General features: G+C 43.6%; 17 protein-coding genes. 1 reads left to right on the top strand and 16 read right to left on the bottom strand.

All coding sequences use genetic code 11. The features are described from left to right. Nucleotides 1-2 precede the first annotated feature (2 nt). From A3M5_RS0110875 to prsW, 10 genes are all read right to left on the bottom strand, one after another. Nucleotides 3-1,052, bottom strand: coding sequence for an NAD(P)H-dependent glycerol-3-phosphate dehydrogenase (locus A3M5_RS0110875; RefSeq protein ID WP_018393799.1), 1,050 nt, complete (start codon nt 1,050-1,052; stop codon nt 3-5). A 20-nt stretch (nt 1,053-1,072) separates the two neighbouring features. After that, a complete protein-coding gene (gene der, locus A3M5_RS0110880; protein WP_026221682.1) occupies nt 1,073-2,383 on the bottom strand; it encodes a ribosome biogenesis GTPase Der in 1,311 nt (436 codons plus the stop codon). 118 nt (nt 2,384-2,501) lie between these two features. After that, nucleotides 2,502-3,572 (bottom strand): type 2 isopentenyl-diphosphate Delta-isomerase, encoded by a 1,071-nt coding sequence (fni, locus tag A3M5_RS0110885; protein ID WP_018393801.1) that lies wholly within the window; start codon nt 3,570-3,572, stop codon nt 2,502-2,504. Between the two features lie 15 nt (nt 3,573-3,587). Beyond that, a complete protein-coding gene (gene rpsA / locus A3M5_RS0110890) occupies nt 3,588-4,727 on the bottom strand; it encodes a 30S ribosomal protein S1 (RefSeq protein WP_018393802.1) in 1,140 nt (379 codons plus the stop codon). A gap of 93 nt (nt 4,728-4,820) precedes the next feature. Then, the gene (locus tag A3M5_RS0110895; RefSeq protein ID WP_018393803.1) at nt 4,821-5,414 is read right to left on the bottom strand and encodes a lysophospholipid acyltransferase family protein; all 594 of its coding nucleotides are present in this window, start codon (nt 5,412-5,414) and stop codon (nt 4,821-4,823) included. Then, nucleotides 5,411-6,085 carry a (d)CMP kinase gene (gene cmk / locus A3M5_RS0110900; RefSeq protein ID WP_018393804.1) on the bottom strand — a complete coding sequence of 225 codons (675 nt, stop codon included), beginning with the start codon at nt 6,083-6,085 and terminating at the stop codon, nt 5,411-5,413. The genes A3M5_RS0110895 and cmk overlap by 4 nt, the downstream gene beginning before the upstream one ends. An 83-nt stretch (nt 6,086-6,168) precedes the next feature. After that, the gene (locus A3M5_RS0110905; RefSeq protein ID WP_018393805.1) at nt 6,169-6,837 is read right to left on the bottom strand and encodes a flagellar brake protein; all 669 of its coding nucleotides are present in this window, start codon (nt 6,835-6,837) and stop codon (nt 6,169-6,171) included. A 102-nt stretch (nt 6,838-6,939) separates the two neighbouring features. Continuing rightward, nucleotides 6,940-8,271, bottom strand: a complete 1,332-nt coding sequence (gene ypeB / locus A3M5_RS0110910) for a germination protein YpeB (RefSeq protein WP_018393806.1) — start codon at nt 8,269-8,271, stop codon at nt 6,940-6,942. A gap of 11 nt (nt 8,272-8,282) precedes the next feature. Further along, nucleotides 8,283-8,999 carry a spore cortex-lytic enzyme gene (sleB, locus tag A3M5_RS0110915; RefSeq protein ID WP_231373285.1) on the bottom strand — a complete coding sequence of 239 codons (717 nt, stop codon included), beginning with the start codon at nt 8,997-8,999 and terminating at the stop codon, nt 8,283-8,285. A gap of 146 nt (nt 9,000-9,145) precedes the next feature. Further along, the gene (gene prsW, locus A3M5_RS0110920) at nt 9,146-9,814 is read right to left on the bottom strand and encodes a glutamic-type intramembrane protease PrsW (protein ID WP_018393808.1); all 669 of its coding nucleotides are present in this window, start codon (nt 9,812-9,814) and stop codon (nt 9,146-9,148) included. A 75-nt stretch (nt 9,815-9,889) separates the two neighbouring features. Here prsW and A3M5_RS0110925 point away from each other — a divergent pair, with 75 nt between their 5' ends. After that, nucleotides 9,890-10,843, top strand: coding sequence for an asparaginase (locus tag A3M5_RS0110925; RefSeq protein WP_018393809.1), 954 nt, complete (start codon nt 9,890-9,892; stop codon nt 10,841-10,843). Between the two features lie 13 nt (nt 10,844-10,856). Here the strand turns inward: A3M5_RS0110925 and A3M5_RS0110930 are convergent, their stop codons facing one another. From A3M5_RS0110930 to A3M5_RS0110955, 6 genes are all read right to left on the bottom strand, one after another. Beyond that, the gene (locus A3M5_RS0110930; protein ID WP_018393810.1) at nt 10,857-11,834 is read right to left on the bottom strand and encodes a YpdA family putative bacillithiol disulfide reductase; all 978 of its coding nucleotides are present in this window, start codon (nt 11,832-11,834) and stop codon (nt 10,857-10,859) included. 74 nt (nt 11,835-11,908) lie between these two features. After that, nucleotides 11,909-12,808, bottom strand: a complete 900-nt coding sequence (locus tag A3M5_RS0110935; RefSeq protein WP_018393811.1) for a MerR family transcriptional regulator — start codon at nt 12,806-12,808, stop codon at nt 11,909-11,911. Nucleotides 12,809-12,859: 51 nt separating this feature from the next. Next, nucleotides 12,860-13,624, bottom strand: a complete 765-nt coding sequence (locus tag A3M5_RS0110940) for a metallophosphoesterase (protein WP_018393812.1) — start codon at nt 13,622-13,624, stop codon at nt 12,860-12,862. Between the two features lie 32 nt (nt 13,625-13,656). Continuing rightward, nucleotides 13,657-13,938 carry a hypothetical protein gene (locus A3M5_RS0110945; RefSeq protein WP_018393813.1) on the bottom strand — a complete coding sequence of 94 codons (282 nt, stop codon included), beginning with the start codon at nt 13,936-13,938 and terminating at the stop codon, nt 13,657-13,659. An 80-nt stretch (nt 13,939-14,018) separates the two neighbouring features. Further along, nucleotides 14,019-15,461: a RecQ family ATP-dependent DNA helicase gene (locus A3M5_RS0110950; protein WP_018393814.1), complete on the bottom strand. Its 1,443-nt coding sequence runs from the start codon at nt 15,459-15,461 to the stop codon at nt 14,019-14,021. After that, entirely contained in the window at nt 15,458-16,507 is a 1,050-nt protein-coding gene (locus A3M5_RS0110955; RefSeq protein ID WP_196803562.1) for a YpbB family protein, read from the bottom strand. Before A3M5_RS0110955 ends, A3M5_RS0110950 begins: the two co-directional genes overlap by 4 nt. Nucleotides 16,508-16,549 lie beyond the last annotated feature (42 nt).

Consider the following 16,549-nt stretch of genomic DNA (forward strand, 5'->3'; position numbering starts at 1 on the left):
GTTTATAGTAACTCGTCCTGTTTCGCCCCGAGTACGTTAATTAAATCTTCCAGCTCATGTTTTTTCACACGGGCCATTAATTCATCAACGGCTTTTTTCGGGTCCTGCTGCTTAAATAAAATATTATACAACGCATTTGTAATTGGCATTTGCACGTCATACTTTGCAGACAGCTGGTGAGCGGCTTTCGTCGTTCGTACTCCTTCAACGACCATGCCCATATTTTCTAGTACTTCAGCAAGATTCTGGCCTTTTCCAAGCATATTTCCGGCGCGCCAGTTACGTGAATGTACACTCGTACATGTTACAATTAAGTCGCCGATGCCGGCAAGGCCCGAAAATGTGAGCGGATTGGCTCCCATTTTCGTTCCAAGCCGGGCAATTTCAGCGAGGCCTCGTGTAATCAAGGCCGCTTTTGCATTATCGCCATAACCAATACCATCTGAAATACCAGCGGCAAGCGCGATAATATTTTTCAGCGCACCACCGATTTCAACACCAATAATATCTGGATTTGTATAGACACGAAAATGCTGATTCATAAACAAATCTTGTATTTTCCCCGCAGCTTCGGACGACTTTGAGGAAACCGTCACGGTCGTCGGATGACGCAAGCTTACTTCTTCTGCATGAGAAGGACCGGACAGCACAACCACATCGCGAAGCACATTTGCGGGTATTTCTTGTTCAATCATTTCAGATATACGCAAAAGTGAATCTGGTTCAATTCCTTTTGATACGTGAACGATCATGACAGGCGTTGTAGCTGCCGTTACGACTTCGGCAGCCACTTCTCTAATTGCCTTTGTCGGCACAGCGAGCACCACAACGCCAACATCTACAAGCGCCTCTTCTAAAGATGTTGTGCTCGTAATGTTTTCAGGCAGCTTAATATTCGGCAAATAGCGGCTGTTCATATGAGTCATGTTTATCTCATTCACTCGCTCTTCATTTTCCGTCCATAAAAAGACGTCATGCCTATTGTCTGCAAGAACGAGTGCAAGCGCCGTTCCCCAGCTGCCTGCTCCAAGTACGGCAATTTTCTCAGTCACATGAACCCCTGCCTTTCTGATTATTTTCTCGCACGTGCGATAATATGAATAGGCGTCCCCTCAAACACAAAGGCATCACGAATACGATTTTCTAAGAAGCGAATATACGAAAAATGCATCAGTTCCGGCTCATTGACAAAAACAACAAATGTCGGCGGCTTGACTGCGACCTGTGTTGCATAGTACACGCGAAGACGTTTCCCTTTATCCGCCGGCGCAGGGTTCATCGCGACTGCATCCGCAATGACATCATTTAACACGCTTGATTGAACACGCATTGAATGGCTTTCACTTGCTCGGTCAATAAATGGCATAAGCGTATGAATACGTTTTTTCGTTTTCGCGGATAAATACACGATCGGTGCATAATCCAAAAACTGAAAATGACTGCGAATATTTTCTTCGAATTCACTCATCGTTTTTTCATCTTTTTCAACTGCATCCCATTTATTTACAACAATGACTACTGCTCGTCCCGCTTCATGTGCGTAACCGGCAATATGTTTATCCTGCTCGCGGATGCCTTCTTCCGCATTTAAGACGACGAGGACAACGTCAGAGCGTTCAATTGCACGCATCGCGCGTAATACGCTATATTTTTCTGTCGTTTCATATACTTTTCCACGTTTACGTATACCCGCTGTATCAATCAATACATACTTCTGCCCGTTATACGTATAAGGCGAGTCAACCGCATCGCGCGTTGTGCCGGCAATATCACTGACGATGACCCTCTCTTCACCGAGAAGCGCATTCACAAGTGATGACTTACCCACATTTGGACGGCCGATCAATGAAAACTTAATTGTGTCATCATCGTACGGCTTATCTTCTCCAGTAGGAAAATGTGAAACTACTTCATCAAGAAGATCACCTAGACCAATTCCGTGTGAACCAGAAATCGGATAAACTTCACCAAAACCGAGCGAATAAAAATCATATATATCGCTACGCATATCCGGATTATCAATTTTATTGACGCCAAGTACGATTGGTTTTTTCGATCGGTATAAAATTTTTGCTACTTCTTCATCCGCTGATGTAACACCTTCGCGTCCATTGACAATAAAGATAATAACATCTGCTTCATCAATGGCGATTTCCGCCTGCTGCCGAATTTGCTCGAGGAATGGTTCGTCGCTCAAGTCGATTCCGCCTGTATCAATTAAATTGAATTCATGTGTCAGCCACTCTCCAGAGCTGTAAATTCGATCACGCGTTACACCAGGCACATCTTCGACAATCGAAATGCGCTCGCCAGCAATGCGGTTAAAGATCGTCGATTTCCCGACGTTTGGTCTGCCGACGATGGCTACGGTCCGTTTCATTATTGCATCTTTCCCTTCAATGGTTCATTCATTTATTCCCGCTTTATTTATTTTGTTCAAAAGAAAACCCTTCTGCCGTGAGAAGGGGTTCAGTCATCATCTTATTTTACCAATATTTCTTTCATGAATCAAATGACGGTGGAATTCTCACCGCAAATCGATCAGGCTCACATTTACGAGTCCTCAGCCAATGATGTGTTTCACCGTGAATAACGAGCGGAACATGATGAAGGTCTGCAATCGTTTTTGCACCGAGTGCACACATCATCATCCTCATATCGTTCTTCAATTGTTCTACATATTCAATTAATGCATCTATACCATCATTTATTAAAATGTTTAATAGAAAGCCAGACATACCTGCTGCTGATGCACCGAGCGCTAGTGATTTCACTGCATCTTCAGCTGTTTGAAGGCCTCCCGATGCGATGGTTCTTTTCCCCGGTGCTCCTATTACCGTTTCTACTATAGACGCTGCCGTAGGAAGACCCCAGTTATTAAAAAACGACATTGGTTTTTCAGATCGTTGATTTTCGATCATCGCAAAATTGGTCCCGCCAAAACCGCCTGTATCAATCGCTGCCACAGGAAGTTCATTTAACAGCACTGCCGTTTCACGTCCTATGCCAAACCCTGTCTCTTTCACAATCACTGGAACGGGCACACGCTTCGAAATCAATTCGATTCGCTCAGCCACTCCACGAAAATTGCGATCTCCTTCTGGCATGGCCAATTCTTGAATCACGTTTAAATGAATTTGCAGAGCATCTGCTTCAATCATGTCACACACCGCCAGCGCTTCTTCTGGTGTTGCTTCTGATCCAATATTCGCGAATATAAGCCCCTTCTTGTTCACTTTCCTTACTACCGTAAATGTATCTCGTTCTTGCGGATGACGCAGCGCTGACATTTGCGATCCTACCGCCATCGGAATCCCGCATGTTGCAGCCGTTTCTGCTAGCTGCCGGTTAATGTCAGCTGTTGTTGTTCCGCCTCCGCCTGTCATCGCGTTCACAAAAATTGGCGAACTCCATTGAAGTCCGCCAATTTCGGTTGAAAGCGATATGTCGTTGACAGAGGAGCCTGGGATGCTGCGGTGAACGAACTGAATATCATCCAGTCCGGTACCACGGCTTTGTCCCGTTGAAAGCGCATAGTGTATATGATCAATCTTTCGCTCCGCTCTGCTCAATTATTCATCACCATCTTATTTTAAGTCTTTTAATTGATCACCAAGAATATCTCCAATTTGGAATCCAGAACTTTCTTCTGGCATTTCATATGAATCATATGATTCTTCCGGTTCATGTTCTTCAAACGACTTCATGCTAAGAGAAAGACGATGCTCCTCTTCATTGGCATCCAGCACTTTTACTTTTACATTCTGCCCTTCTTCAAGCACTTCATGTGGTGTACCGATATGACGGTTAGAGATTTGTGAAATATGCACAAGTCCTTCCACACCCGGGAATACTTCTACAAAAGCACCATACGAGACGAGACGTTTCACTGTCCCTTCAAGCTCTGATCCGATCGGTGCACGACCCGCAATATTTTCCCACGGTCCAGGGAGTGTTTCTTTAATTGACAATGAAATACGCTCGCTGTCACGGTCAATCGAAAGCACTTTCACTTTTACATCCTGACCTTCTACTAACACATCAGATGGTTTTTCAACATGCTCATGAGATAGTTGCGAGATGTGGACAAGTCCGTCAACGCCGCCAATATCAACAAATGCGCCAAAGTCTGTTAAACGCTGTACTTTCCCTTCAAGCACATCGCCTGCTTGAATGTCTTCAAGCACTTTTTGTTTATTTTCTGCTTTTTCGATATCGAGAACAGCACGATGTGATAAGATCAACCGGTTTTTATCCTGTTCAAGTTCGACAATTTTAAGCTTGATTACTCTACCTTTATAGTCTTCAAAATCTTCAACGAAGTGATCTTCAACAAGTGAAGCAGGAATAAATCCACGAATGCCAAGATCGACAACGAGGCCGCCTTTGACGACTTCTCTAATTTCCGCTTCAAAAATCTCACCATCTTCAAAACGGCGCTGCATATCTTCCCATGCTGTTTCCGCGTCTGCTTTCCGTTTTGATAAAACGTAAAGATCGTCTTCTTCTTTTGTAACAAGCAGCTCTAGCTCGTCGCCTTCTTTGACGACGTCCGATGCTTTTTCTACGTGAAGGCTTGACAGTTCACTGATCGGAATAATGCCGTCTTTCTTGCTGTCCGCGATTTCCACCTGGACTTGCTTTTCTTCGACTTTCACGACCGTGGCGCTCACTTTATCACCAACGGAGTAGTTGTTCACTTCTACCTGGTTCATATCCTCTGTCATATGTAATCCTCCTCAATACAAAACTGCTGCAATTTTTTAAAAAATTCTCTCTTCTAACTTCTTACAAACGAGCGGATTTGTCAAGTTGAAAGCTCACACAGAATGTTCCTGAATCAAGCGGCCGATTGCATTCATAATGGTTTCTGTCGCTTCTTCAGCGGAGGCTTTTTTCGCGCGGAGTTCACTCATATCAATGGGCGGACCGTATACAACTTTTAGCTTGCGACCTATTTTATAAGGACCGATGACCGCACATGGCACAACCGCTGCATCTGTGCGCAATGCAAAAAAACCTGCACCGGAAAGCCCTTTTCCGAGCTGCCCATTTTTGGAACGGGTGCCTTCTGGAAACAGACCGAGCACTTGCCCCTCTTTTAACATTTTCAAACCGCTTCGCAGCGCTTCACGATCGCTCATTCCACGTTTAACGGGAAAAGCATTTAATCCGCGCATCAGTTTGCCTGTCCATTTTGTCTTAAACAGCTCTTCCTTCGCCATAAACCGAACAGGACGTTTCGATGTTATACCAACAACAGGTGGATCAAGATTGTCGATATGGTTGGCGCATAAAAGAACCCCGCCTTCTTTTGGAAAATGCTCCATTCCTAAGACTTGAATACGGTAGACAGGCGTTAATGCTAGTTTAACCGCTGTTTTTGCTACTGTATAAAGTGTTACCACCGTCATCCGATCCTCTCAATCACATTCGCCATGATCGCTTCCACTACTTGCTCTATTGTCATGAATGTCGTATCGATTTCAATCGCATCATCCGCTTTTTTAAGCGGTGACTCTACTCGTTCCGTATCCATGCGATCGCGCTCAGCAATCTCTCTTTTTAAATTCTCCAAATCTGATGAAAATCCTTTTTTAAGATTTTCTGCATGACGTCTTTTTGCCCGCTCCTCCACGCCGGCTAATAAAAATATTTTTAATTCTGCGCCGGGAAGAACACTCGTCCCAATATCTCGGCCATCCATAACGACACCGCCTTTTGCAGCCAGCTGCTGCTGACGGATCGTCATATCACGGCGGACTTCACTGTGACGAGCCACGTTGGACACGTTATTCGTCACAGCATCTGTTCGGATTGAATCGGTTACATCCACACCATCAAGAAACACATTTTGACCGTTTACTCCTTGTTTCAATGTGATTTCCGTTCCAGCAAGGAGCTCACCAAGCGCTTCTCCGTCCTCCAAATTTATGCCGTTTTGTAACGCTTTATACGTAATTGATCGATACATCGCACCTGTATCGATATAAATATAAGAAAGCCGCGACGCCACAAGTTTTGCCGTTGTACTTTTTCCAGCAGCCGCCGGCCCGTCAATCGCAATTTGAATCTTTCTCTCCATTTTTGTCACCTCTATGCAAAAAGTTCTTTTTTATTTTAACATAGTTATGTATGGATACAAAAAAAGAACCCGCTCCCGGGCTCTTATTCTAAACCTTTTTTTCGCAATTGAAGCTGTCGCTCAAAACAAAAACGCACTAATACCTTTTGTTCCATATGACTAATATTTTGAAATTGAAAGGACGCAATGCTGCGCCCGCTCTTTTCATCCGATTGAATCCGTACGAGAGAAGCACTCAGTTCAAGATAATGATTTTCTTTATTATTCGATGGAATCACAGCATATAAACGTGCCGTTTCCCCTTCTTCTACCCTAGTTGAATGTGGCAATACAACTGCTGCTCCCCCTGCGCTCATATCTTCTGTTACCGCTTTAAAAGAGGGATAACCTTCAAACTGTACAGCGACATCGATCACCGTTTGAACGCGAACAAATTTTCTTCTTTGTACGCGAAGATAATCACTCGGGCCTGGGTCATGCAACATGAGCATTGGAATTTTCTTTTCGACTCTGCCGATTACTTCCGTACGAAACATATATAAAGCGGAAGAAGACGCCGGGTCAATGAAACTGGCAGCCAAGTGCATCCCATCAAGCAAAAAGACCGTCCGATTTGTTTCTATATTTACCGGATAATCAATGAAGATTTTCCCACCTTCAATATCTACGACTCTGCATCGATATTCTTCTTTATCGTTTGCACTTTCATACGGTTCAAGAGTCATTGTCAAGCCAGCTTCAAGCATTTCCATCACCACTCACTTTTCCCAAAAAAGTATGCCTTTTGACCTAAAGCATCTACCCGGAAAAAATTATAATAGAAACGACTTTGGAATGCAATGGACTTTATTTAATTAATACCCTGCTTCCGCTTCGGCAAGTTTCTCAATCCGCTCTTCTTTTCCATCTTTTGCATTAATAAAAATGCGATAAGAAGCCGTCCCGTTTTCAGCTAAAAATTCATAGCATAGTACATCTTCTCCCACTTCATTTGTTACGATCGCCTTTTGCGTTTCCATGACAGTCAGCTTTGGATGAAGTTCTTTTTTCGCTTCATCCGACGTTAGTGTAGGCGATCCAATATCTCTTTCACGCTTATTTTTCCAATAGTTTTGTGCCTCTAATCCAGAGACAACGCCATTGTCAAGTGCCGTTTTGATCGTCACTGACTCTGGATAAATCAATACATCACCTTGCTTCGTCGTAAATGTAAATACAGCCGTATGGTCATATTGGGCACTATTTGTCATAACCATGTTGTCAAATCCATGCTTTTTTAAAAAGGCAGCGGCTTTTTTAGATGCATCATGAAGGCTGATTTTGCCTTTTCCGCTCGTTTTATTCACATTGAAAGTAAGTGGATAGCCGCCTTTTTGCGTCACATCCATACTGGCTTCTTCTCCATTTTTTCCGATAACGGCCACATTATAAAACGGAATGGCTGCCCCTTTCAAATTTTTCTCCACAGTTGTCACTTCCGCATCAATGTCAAAATAGTCTTTTGCAATCGATGCCGCTTCTTCTTTCGTCACTTTATCCCCTTTCAGCCGCTTTAACTCATCGTCTGAAATGGATTTCTTCACCTGAGCTGCTTGAGAGACATCTGCTTCTGAAAATTCGGATGCTTTGTTCTCAATCGTATTGAATCCATCTATAACGGTATTATCAGTTGGTTCATCGCCTTTCGCTGTTGCATGTGCAATGTCGGTCCAACGCAAATTTTTATCAAGTACAGACATTTGTACGGTCCGCAATTCTTTTTGAATATCGGCTGCCTGGCTGTACAACGTTTCTAACTGGTTATACTCTTTATCGGTTAAAGGTTCATTATCCAAATCGCGAATAGCTGTTTTATACGTAAAATCTCCACTTGAACCAAGAAACTCTTCTGTTTTAGAAAATGGCATAAATCCGAGCGGCAGCCGGCTAATCGCATTATGCGCCTCAGAGGTAAGCCTCCATACGTCCGTCAACGCCGGTGTTAAATTCCCTTTTGAATTCATAGCCAGCGCTTCGCCAGTCCGGTCATGAATAACATCGACTTGATAGACGAGTTCATGAAACGCCTGCTGATAGCCATTTTCCGCTTCAATGTACATGGCTTCTTTTTGCCGGTACTGTGAAAAACCCCATATAGCCGTGACAGCAAGCAACAAAGTAAGAGCAGCTATTGTAAATGAACGCATCGTTTTCACTCCTATTCACAGAAAATATGTTGACCGATTTTTTTAATTTGCGGCCTCGACCAGATCCATGCGCTCGTTGCCGTATTCGGGTTAAAATAATAGAGCGCTTCACCAGTCGGATCCCATCCATTTATCGCATCGAGTACAGCTTTTTTAGCCGTTTCATTTGGTTTCAGCCAAATTTGACCGTCTGCTACAGCCGTGAACGCACCCGGCTCAAAAATGACCCCCGACGCTGTGTTTGGAAAGCTTTCACTGCCTATTCGATTTAAAATAACAGCTGCAACAGCTACCTGCCCTTCATACGGCTCCCCGCGTGCCTCTCCGTATACGGCATTTGCCATCAACTGAATATCATTTTGCGAAAAACCGGGCGGTGAATTGACGGACTGCGATGTCGTGTCAGCGCCACCGTAGTAGGAAAACGACCGGCCTTTACGGAGTTGGCTTTTCACGTGTGCTTCATCATATTTCGATGCCTTCTCCAGCTTTTTTTTCGTTGCGGTCCCGGCTAGGCCATCAACCGGCAAGCCGAATGATTCTTGGAAATTTCGCAGCGCCCAATAGGTCGACCAGCCGAATACACCATCTATTGAATCTCGATAATAGCCCGTATACTGAAGCCGTGCCTGCAATTCAATGACATCGTCTCCTTCTGCTCCACGCTGAATGATCTGATTGGAAAACGCGCCTACATGATGAGCTGTCAAAAGAAGAATCAATGTCATACAAACTACAGAGGCTTTTTTCCACTTTTTCATATGTGTCACCTTCCTGTTTCAATATGCTTCAATATGCTAGTAGTGTGACACGAGATTCACTGTTTTATGCACAAAAAAGACGCGGTAAGAGAGAGTCTCTTTTCACCGCGTCTTTACGCTTTCGTCCGATGGTATATTTCCGTTAATAGATGTGCTTTTTTTACTTTTCGCAGCGCAAACCACCATAAAAACAGCATGAATGGAATGATATAATACATCCATGTCGTTTCAATAAATAAAATATAGTCAAATGATCCGTGCAGTAAAAAGGAAAGCAAAAAGGCCAAAAAGAGCATGTTCTTTTCCAAATGAATCTTGCCAAATTTTGCCTGACCAAAATAATAGCCCATAATAACACCGAATAATGCATGGCTTGATACTGGCAAAAGCGCTCTCAAAAATGCATGTTCTACACCGTGTACTGCTAAATAAAGCACATTTTCCGCTGTAGCAAAACCAAGAGACACACTCGTCGCATATACGATGCCGTCATATGGTTCATCAAAATGAGTATGACTATAAATCAAATAATATAAAATAAACCATTTCATAAACTCTTCCGGCATGGCTGCAGATAGAAACGCTTGCAAAAACCCACCGGACAAAAGCTGTTCTTCTTCAAGCACATATTGCAAAAACATGACCGGGAACGTAATAACGACGCCATATAAAAACGCCTTAGCTACCGTGGCTACCGGCTCTGTTTCATAACGGTCCCGCAAATAAAAATAACAGAGAAGCGCAAGACCTGGCGCAATCCCCGCTGAAAGAATCGGGAGCATACGCTTTTCCTCTTTTCTTTCTGTTTCTCCCATCGTATCATGAGACATGCAGATTGAAAATAAGGAGTGCATGTTATGTCGAAAAAACACATTTTATTCATTCATACAGGCGGGACGATTTCGATGAAAAAACATGCGGAAACGGGCGGTGTAGAACTAGATGGCGGTAATCCTATCGCAGACGTCATTGAGATCCCAGACGTCGATGCGGTCTATACAGTAAAAGAGCCGTTTCAAATCCCGTCTCCTCACATGACTGTGAACGAAATGATGACCTTAAAAAAACTCATCGAGCAGACCGAGGCAGATGGAGTCGTTGTGACGCACGGGACTGATACGATGGAGGAAACAGCTTATTTTCTGGACTTAACCCTTTCAGTTGACATTCCAGTCGTCATCACCGGTGCAATGCGCTCAAGCAATGAAATCGGTGCAGATGGACTTTCCAACTTGATCGCAGCAGTCAAAACAGCGGTCAGCGATCAATCAGCAAATAAAGGTGTCCTTGTCGTGATGAATGAAACGATTCACAGCGCCCAGTATGTGACAAAATCACATTCGAGTAACCTTAACGCATTTCAAAGTTTTGACGCCGGACCTATCGGTAGTGTACTGAAAACGGGCGCCCATTTTTTCAGTACACCAGCCGCTTCAGAAACGTTCGATATCGGATCAATTGATTTCACCATTCCGTTATTAAAAGCATATATCGGCATGGACGATGTTCTTATCAAGCAGCTCAGCCATTGTGATGGCGTCGTTATTGAGGCACTTGGTCAAGGTAATTTGCCTCCTGCCGCTGCACAGGCCGTCATCCAACTAATTGAATCCGGCGTACCCGTCGTCATCGCTTCTAGGTGTGTCAGCGGCATTGTCCAGCCCGTCTACTCCTATGAAGGCGGCGGCCGTACTTTAAAAGAAGCAGGTGCACTTTTTGCAGGCGGGTTAAACGGCCAAAAAGCACGGTTAAAATTACTAACTGCCCTATCCTCCGGCCGCAAGGAAGAATTACCAGACATTTTCGCATAAAAAAAGGCGGGCATTAAGCCCCGCCTTTTTCTCTTTCTGCAATCGCTGTCGCAATTTCACCTCCGTGATAGCGACCATTTTCAATAAATATTTCGTTTGCATCATTGCCCGCTGCAATAACGCCAGCAATAAAAATACCGTCTACGTTCGTTTCTTTCGTTTCTTCATCGTAATTAGGCCGTCCTGTTTCTCTATCAATCTCCACTCCCATTCTCGTTAAAAATGAATGATCAGGGTGATAGCCCGTCATCGCAAAAACGAAATCATTTTTGATTGTGACAAGGTCACCATTCTTTTCATATGTAAATGAGTCCATTGTAATTTTTTTCGCTTCTGCATTAAAAACCATGGCAATTTCTCCATCTCTTACAAGCGCGGCAAACTCCGGTAAAATCCACGGCTTCACGCTCGGTGAATACTCGCTGCCCCGATAAATGACCGTTACTCTTGCACCTGCTTTGTGCAGCTCCAATGCCGCATCCACCGCTGAATTTTTCCCGCCGATGACAACGATGTCTGTATCAAAAAACGGATGAGCTTCTTTAAAATAATGAAAAACATGGCCAAGTTCTTCACCTGGAATCTTCATGTAATTTGGGTGATCGTAGTAGCCCGTTGCAATAATAACATATGATGTTTCGTATTTTTCTTTTGACGTATGTACATGAAATAACCCATTTTCCTGCTTCTCAACACTGGTTACTTGCTCAAATCGGTGAATGCGCAGTTCTTTTAATTTTACGACTTCACGGTAATAAACGAGGGCCTGATTGCGATGTGGTTTCCGCTCTTCAATAATGAACGGCACATCACCGATCGCTAGTTTTTCACTAGAACTAAAAAACGTCTGATGGGTCGGATATTCATAAATAGCATTCACGACGTTTCCTTTTTCAATCACGAGCGGGTTTTTGCCGATTTGCTTTAATGCAATTGCCGCTGCTAACCCGCATGGGCCACCTCCGACAATAATACAGTCTTCTTTTTTCATCACAATCGCTCCTATCCTATATTTCTCTACTCTACATTGTAGAAAAAATAGAGGGATAATTCAATTAGACACTCTTACAGCCGACTGTTCATCCACTGATTCCACTCTTGCTGCGTCTCGCCGACAGCATAAGATTCTGCTCCATCCAGCAACGGTCCGTTCATTGCCGAACCGCCTATGCCAATTTCCATATTTGAATAAGCTGCTTTCAATTTATTTGCTAATTGGATTGTCGGCGCTATGTTGTCAAACTTTGCACAAGAAAAAAACAAAAATTTCGGCTTCACTATATCGATCACGGTAAAAATGTCGCCTTCTTTTTCTTTTAGGCTCGCGCCAAGATAAACAACTTCATAACCGAGCCGTCTGACGAACAATGTAAAAATAAGCAGTCCAAGTTCGTGCCACTCGCCTGGACCGCATACAGCGACGACTTTTGGTAAAACACCATTGTGTGGGAATGAATGCATGACCATACCGATACGTGAGCGAAGAATCGAGGTTGCAAAATGTTCGTGTGCTGTCGTAATTTCGCCTTCTTCCCATAGCTTTCCGATTCGAATAAGAAGGGGCGCGAGAATATGAATGGTCACATGATCAATCGTATATAACGCAAATCCTTTATTAATGAGTTCCTGTGCTTTCACTTCATCAAAGCGAAGAAGCGCCTGTAAAAGCTCCTCAAACAGTACTTCTTGCTGACTCATTTCTGCCGCTTCAACATAAGTATAAGATCCCGGTTCTGTTTCGTGCTGATCAAAGATGGCAACTGCCTGACTGATCGTCAAACCTTGCTGTACTTTTTCAGAAAGCCATTTTAACTTACGAATATGCTCTTCTGTATACAATCGGTGACCTGCATCGTTGCGAACCGGTTCTAAAATGTGATAGCGACGTTCCCATGCTCTCAGCGTACCCGGCTGAATACCTGTTATTGTAGAAACAGCTTTAATGTTGTATTTTCCTTCATTCATGATGTTCGTCCTTTCCCGGTAGTCATACAGTCATTACACGGCATGTTAAATTTAGAACGTCTCCTTTGACCGGGAAATAGTGATAAGATGCGTTTCTGCTCGGGCGCCTAGACGAAATGGAATGCCTGTCGTACCATATCCATTTGACACGAGCGCATGGATCCCATTCACTTTTTTCCATTGTCCTTTTTCGTATAATCCCCATGGCCCGAATCGAATTTGTCCACCATGCGTATGGCCGCTTAACAGGATGGCCACACGGTCTTTTTGTTGGATCTTCCGGATAAACGCTGGGTTGTGGCTCACTACTACTTTGTACGAATGTGATGGAACATTTTGAAATAGAGCGCCTTTGTCGCTCTTTCCTTTACTCAAGTCGTCTGTACCGAGTACATATACATCCGGTGCCAGCGCAGCGGACCCGTTTTTCAACACTGTCACATTCCATTCAGAAAAAATAGCCGCAAGACGGCCCCACTCTATTTCATAATCATTATTGCCTGGTACAAAATAAAGCGGTGCGATCGAAGACAGCCTCTTTATATTTTCCCGAATCCTCTTGTCTTCAACCCCGCTCTCACATAAATCTCCGCCAATGATAACGGCCTGCACGCGTCCTTGTACACGTTTAATAATAGATGAATGTATCAGTCTGCGATGAATATCTGAAATAAAAAAAAGCGCGATCGGCGCCTTTTCCGGAAATCGTTTGTCGGCTATCACAGTTTCTTTTACTTCATTGTAAAATGCTTCTTTCCACATATAAAGACCGGCTGCGGCAAAAGGGGCAGCCGCAAGCATAAGTTGTTTCAACATGATGAGCTTCCCTTCAATCTTATAAACTATTTTTAGTTTGCATCTTGTGCTGTTTCTTCATTCACTGTATCATGCTGCTCCGTAAAGACTCGTTCTACAGGCGGTTTGTCTTCTTTATATACATACACCGCCAGAAAAGGTAATGCGATAAAACAGATAAGAAGAGCTGTTAAAAGCGGATAATGACGCTTTTTTTCGCCTTTTTCTTTCACTGGCCGCTGTGGTGTCCCTTTATCTTCTTGTTGTTTGTTCTGCACTTTTTCAAGCGGCTGTTTATGTTGTTCGGCCATTTCACGATATGGGTCTTTCTTCATAACGGTTCCTCCCCAGGCTAAATCGTAAAAAGCAATTGACTATTCTTATTATACTCGACAAGAACGTGTTGGTTAATAGGTCATTTTCCCGGCAGTAACTGAGCTAGCATATTGCGCCAGTTTAGTTGTTCTTCACTGCGCCTGCTCACCGATTTGTTTTTATATATGGATAGATCGATGCCACAACAGTCACAGCAGTGCGGCTGTTTAAGCGGCTTTTCATTAAAAAAGTGCATATAGTCGGCCCGGCGGCAGTTTGAAGAAAAAATCCATGTAAGCATTTCATTACGTTTTTCCGCTTTCCGTGCCAGTAAATGATTCCGTCTCTCTTTCATATAAACAGCAGCATTCAGTCTTTTCTCGTTTGCTTCCTGTTTATAATGAACAGCAAAACGCTCTTGCGTCTCAGACAGCGGCGGCTGTATATCACGCGGATTCACCGAATACTCCGTCAACTGCCTAATCTGTCCGTCATCTGGAAACTCCATCGCTGCGATAAACTCATGACGCGACTCATCCCCTTGAGCATATAAAAGAATGGCTATTGACGGATTCCCATCACGTCCTGCCCGCCCAATTTCCTGTAAATAAGACTCCATTTGCGGCGGCATATGATAATGAATAACAAATCGGATATTTTCCTTATTAATGCCCATCCCAAATGCACTCGTTGCACATACAACATCTAGTTCACCCGTTAAAAATTGATGTTGAATAAGCAGGCGGTCACTTGCCTCCATCCCGCCATGATAATAAGCGGCCCTTACAATACCCGCCTGTTTTAATTGAATGACCGCTTCTTCCGTTGCTTTCCGTCCTGAAAAATAGACGATTCCCGGCTTTTTAAAAAAAGTAACGAGTTCAATAAGCCGTTGGTGCTTATCCATCTGATTTTGCAGCGTCTCCACTTGTAAAGCAATATTCGGCCTATTGACAGAAAATACCCATTCTTTTACTGTCGGCAGATGAAGGCCTTCTCTAATATCCTGTCGTACTTTTTCTGTCGCCGTTGCGGTTAACGCAAGCGTCAGCGGGCTGCCAAGTTCATGACGAACGTCGCCCAATAAACGATAATCCGGACGAAAATCATATCCCCACTGTGAAATGCAGTGCGCTTCATCCACGACAAATAACGAAACAGTTAGCGGACACAGTGCCCCAATCACTTGCGGCAATTGAAGCATTTCTGGTGATAAAAAAATAAATTTGTACCGGTTCAGATTCGCAAGTGCCGCTGTTTTTTCTTCGTATTGCAAAAATGAATTCAACGCAATAACCCGTTTTTCCCCACGCATCTTTAATTGTTCCGTTTGATCCTGCATAAGCGATAGAAGCGGTGATACGATTAAGACCGTCCCTGGAAGTAAATAGGCTGGCAGCTGATAACAGAGCGACTTTCCCGTTCCGGTTGGCAGCATGCTTAATGTATGCTGTCCGGATAAAACCGACTCGATCGTCTCACGCTGTCCGGGACGAAACTCTGCAAAACCAAATCTCTCATGAAGCACATTTTCTACGTTCATACCGATTTCCCGCTTTCTTTCGCCAGTATGAGTCGGATTTGAAAATAAGAATGATCCGGTAGTTTTTCTTTTAATGGCTTTAATTGACGGTTTGAAACGAGCCTTGCTGCTTCGATGACCGCTGCTTCTTTTTCTTCTTCAATAAACGGGCGGATCGAAAATGATGGATCATTCAACGCCAGTTCAACAATATGGTCTTCAATCGTTGCTTCTTTTAGCCGCCTGCTTGCAGCAATTTGATCTATTGTCATCGCTTTTTTCAAGTAATCCGCTGTCTGGCGTGCCGATATTGTCAATGTCACCGGATCATGTATATCCATCACGACCGCCTGCAGCAAAGGGGTCCCCGACATTGATTCTGTTATATTTTTGATCATCGAATGGAGAGCATGAAGAAATCGGAACCAGTATTCTGTTTCTTCCATTTCAAGCCTTTCCGCTGCTTGCGCAATCGTTTTACCAGTCTGTTTATGACCCGAAAAACGGATGACAATACACTCAGGCTGTTCTGGAAGTTGTCGAAAGAGACAATCAAGTTCACTATACAGACGGGGTGAGAGTTCTTTTTTTGAACATGGCATATAGGTTAAAAATCTCTTCACCCATTCAAGGATTCTGTCATCACGTGTCACCGGATAGTAAGACGAATCACCGTAAGTAAGATGTGACGCTACCTGAACAAGCAGCTGTAGTCGACTAAAAAAGACAGAGGCCGTCCCAGAGAATTGCCATCCCGACAATTCGTTAAACGAACCTGTCTGCTGAAAAAGGCGATTCATATTTTCTACTCCTTCTTGTGTAACAAATGGGCGCTGCAAATCACCCGTTATATACGCTTTTTTTATAAGGCCATTCATCATTGTTTCAAATGAAGAGAGCGTTAAGAAAGGAGCAGTATGAAACCATTTCGTTAATTGATATAAGTGCGCATCTTGAATCGTCTGCGCGGATTTTTTTCCTTTTAGTAAATGATAAACAGACGATGATGTGCGTTCTCCTTCTACAGCCTTTATAGCATTTACCATAACCGCCTCTAAACACCTCACACACATCACCTCTTCCTTTTTACTTTATTGTACCACAAAACA

The sequence above is a fragment of the Bacillus sp. 37MA genome, from assembly GCF_000372765.1.
Classification (GTDB): Bacteria; Bacillota; Bacilli; order Bacillales; family Domibacillaceae; genus Domibacillus; species Domibacillus aminovorans.

Coding starts and splice junctions, on each gene's coding strand:
- rpsA (WP_018393802.1), bottom strand. CDS start 4,727: ATGACAGAGGATATGAACCAGGTAGAAGTGAACAACTACTCCGTTGGT.
- A3M5_RS0110895 (WP_018393803.1), bottom strand. CDS start 5,414: ATGACGGTGGTAACACTTTATACAGTAGCAAAAACAGCGGTTAAACTA.
- cmk (WP_018393804.1), bottom strand. CDS start 6,085: ATGGAGAGAAAGATTCAAATTGCGATTGACGGGCCGGCGGCTGCTGGA.
- A3M5_RS0110905 (WP_018393805.1), bottom strand. CDS start 6,837: ATGGAAATGCTTGAAGCTGGCTTGACAATGACTCTTGAACCGTATGAA.
- ypeB (WP_018393806.1), bottom strand. CDS start 8,271: ATGCGTTCATTTACAATAGCTGCTCTTACTTTGTTGCTTGCTGTCACG.
- sleB (WP_231373285.1), bottom strand. CDS start 8,999: ATGACATTGATTCTTCTTTTGACAGCTCATCATGTAGGCGCGTTTTCC.
- prsW (WP_018393808.1), bottom strand. CDS start 9,814: ATGCTCCCGATTCTTTCAGCGGGGATTGCGCCAGGTCTTGCGCTTCTC.
- A3M5_RS0110925 (WP_018393809.1), top strand. CDS start 9,890: ATGTCGAAAAAACACATTTTATTCATTCATACAGGCGGGACGATTTCG.
- A3M5_RS0110930 (WP_018393810.1), bottom strand. CDS start 11,834: ATGAAAAAAGAAGACTGTATTATTGTCGGAGGTGGCCCATGCGGGTTA.
- A3M5_RS0110935 (WP_018393811.1), bottom strand. CDS start 12,808: ATGAATGAAGGAAAATACAACATTAAAGCTGTTTCTACAATAACAGGT.
- A3M5_RS0110940 (WP_018393812.1), bottom strand. CDS start 13,624: ATGTTGAAACAACTTATGCTTGCGGCTGCCCCTTTTGCCGCAGCCGGT.
- A3M5_RS0110945 (WP_018393813.1), bottom strand. CDS start 13,938: ATGAAGAAAGACCCATATCGTGAAATGGCCGAACAACATAAACAGCCG.
- A3M5_RS0110950 (WP_018393814.1), bottom strand. CDS start 15,461: ATGAACGTAGAAAATGTGCTTCATGAGAGATTTGGTTTTGCAGAGTTT.